Source organism: Dietzia sp. SLG310A2-38A2 (genome assembly GCF_014145095.1).
Lineage (GTDB): Bacteria > Actinomycetota > Actinomycetes > Mycobacteriales > Mycobacteriaceae > Dietzia.
This window is the reverse complement of sequence record NZ_JAALDX010000542.1, coordinates 3,281-3,633: the sequence shown is the minus strand read 5'-3', so window position 1 is coordinate 3,633 and position 353 is coordinate 3,281. Positions and strand designations below refer to the sequence as shown.

The window sequence follows — 353 nt, the reverse complement described above, 5'->3', positions numbered from 1 at the left end:
ACCAGGCCCAGGAATCGTTCTTCGACGGCCACGTCCGAGCGTTCGCCGCCTTCGGCGGGGTACCGGTGGGGATGATCCGCTACGACAACCTCAAACCCGCCGTGACCAGGGTCGCGCTCGGTCGGGACCGGTTCGAGCACCCCCGCTTCGTGGCGTTGCGCTCGCACTACGGATTCGATTCGTTCTACTGCATCCCTGGCAAGGACGGCGCCCACGAGAAAGGCGGCGTCGAGGGCGAGATCGGCCGGTTCCGGCGCCGGCACCTGACCCCGGTCCCGAAAGTGGACTCCCTGGCCGAGCTCAATGAGCTGATCGCCGCCGCCGATGCCCGCGATGATGCCCGGCGTATCGGG

Annotated in this window: 1 pseudogene; it reads left to right on the top strand. The window is 68.3% G+C overall.

Annotated elements, in window-relative coordinates:
• Positions 1 to 353: pseudogene (locus tag G6027_RS17240) on the top strand (IS21 family transposase); the annotation flags it as partial.